The sequence below is a fragment of the aff. Roholtiella sp. LEGE 12411 genome, assembly GCF_015206995.1.
Lineage (GTDB): Bacteria > Cyanobacteriota > Cyanobacteriia > Cyanobacteriales > Nostocaceae > Komarekiella.
Genome location: NZ_JADEXR010000315.1, coordinates 1 through 1,419 on the forward strand (window position 1 = coordinate 1; position 1,419 = coordinate 1,419).

The 1,419-nt window shown below is 42.2% G+C and carries 1 protein-coding gene; it reads left to right on the forward strand.

Annotation, left to right across the window (positions count from 1 at the left end; genetic code table 11):
• Positions 1-1,419 (forward strand): fdxN element excision recombinase XisF (xisF, locus tag IQ246_RS29645; RefSeq protein ID WP_194006848.1); only part of this gene is annotated, 1,419 nt, incomplete at both ends.

Consider the following 1,419-nt stretch of genomic DNA (forward strand, 5'->3'; position numbering starts at 1 on the left):
TTCTGAGCAGCAAGTAGACAAAGGAGCACTCAAAAAGCAAATAGAACGACTACGGGGCGCTGGATGCACCAGGATTTACTGGGACATCCAAAGCCGGACAACGGAGACGCGGGACGGTTTAGAACGAATGATTGGCGACTTGGCTACCTTAAAAAAAGGGGAAGTCGCTTCTATCAAATTTACACGCATTGACCGTATCGGGTCTTCTTCTCGATTGTTTTACTCTCTACTAGAAATTTTACGGGCTAAGGGCATCAAGCTACACGCTCTTGACCAAGCAATCGACCCAGATACTTTGGGAGGAGAACTAACAATTGATATGCTCCTGGCGGCTGCTAAATTTGAAGTGCGGATGGTAACAGAACGGTTAAAGAGCGATCGCCGTCACAGACGCAACCAAGGAAAAAGCCACAGAATTGCCCCATTTGGGTATCAAGTAGATGGGGATAAATACGTCCGCGATAGCACACCATGCATTTGCTTGATTGATGGACAAAAAGAATTCACTGTCTTTCAACTGGCCCGTTATCTATTTGATATATTTTTCAGGATGGGAAGCGTTGCAGGTGCTTGCCGAAAGTTTCATGAAGAATTTGGTATTTCGGTAGTAAAAGCTGGAAGGTGGAAGAAGCAAAGCGCTGGTTCTCGCTTGATTACAGACGAAGATTTGTCTCAAGTAATTTTTACGCCACAAAACAATAATTCTCCCCTGAGATACCCGTACACAGGATTACAGTTCTCACTAGTAGGGATACGAAATTTATTCACCAATCCGATTTATGCAGGTGGTACTTTATACGATTCTTATCATGAGGCAAAAAAGCAACGCTCACGCAACCGAAAGCACTTTGATGAGTGGGAAGTAATATGGAACACCCACGACAATGAAGCAATTATCACTTTTCAAGAGCATGAGCGCGTCAAAGAAATGATTCGCGGTAATCGCAATAATAAGTGGGCGACAAATACAGATAAAGATATTAACCCATTTTCTAGATTAGTTAATTGCAATAATTGTGGTGCTTCGATGACTCGACATTGCAAGCGAGTTACTAAAAAATATGGCACTATTTATTACTACCAGTGTCGGCGCTGGCGAGCTGGTGGATGTGAAAATAATAAAATGATTTCTTCGGTAAAGCTTGAAGAGCAGGTAATTAAATTTCTAGTCAGGGAAGCTGAGAAGTTAGCTTCCAAAATTGAAATTGATGATACACCGATTGTGGAATCACCGGAATTGACTGCTCTGCGCTGGTCACTATCAAGCTTGGAAAAAATGCCTTTTAATTCTGCTATTGAAAACGCAAAAGAAGAAATAAGAGGGCAGATAAATGCATTTGTAATTAAGAGCGAGCGCTCTAACCCAGTATCAGCAGATTGGATAATTGTTGGGTTTTCCGATCCGGGATACTGGATTAC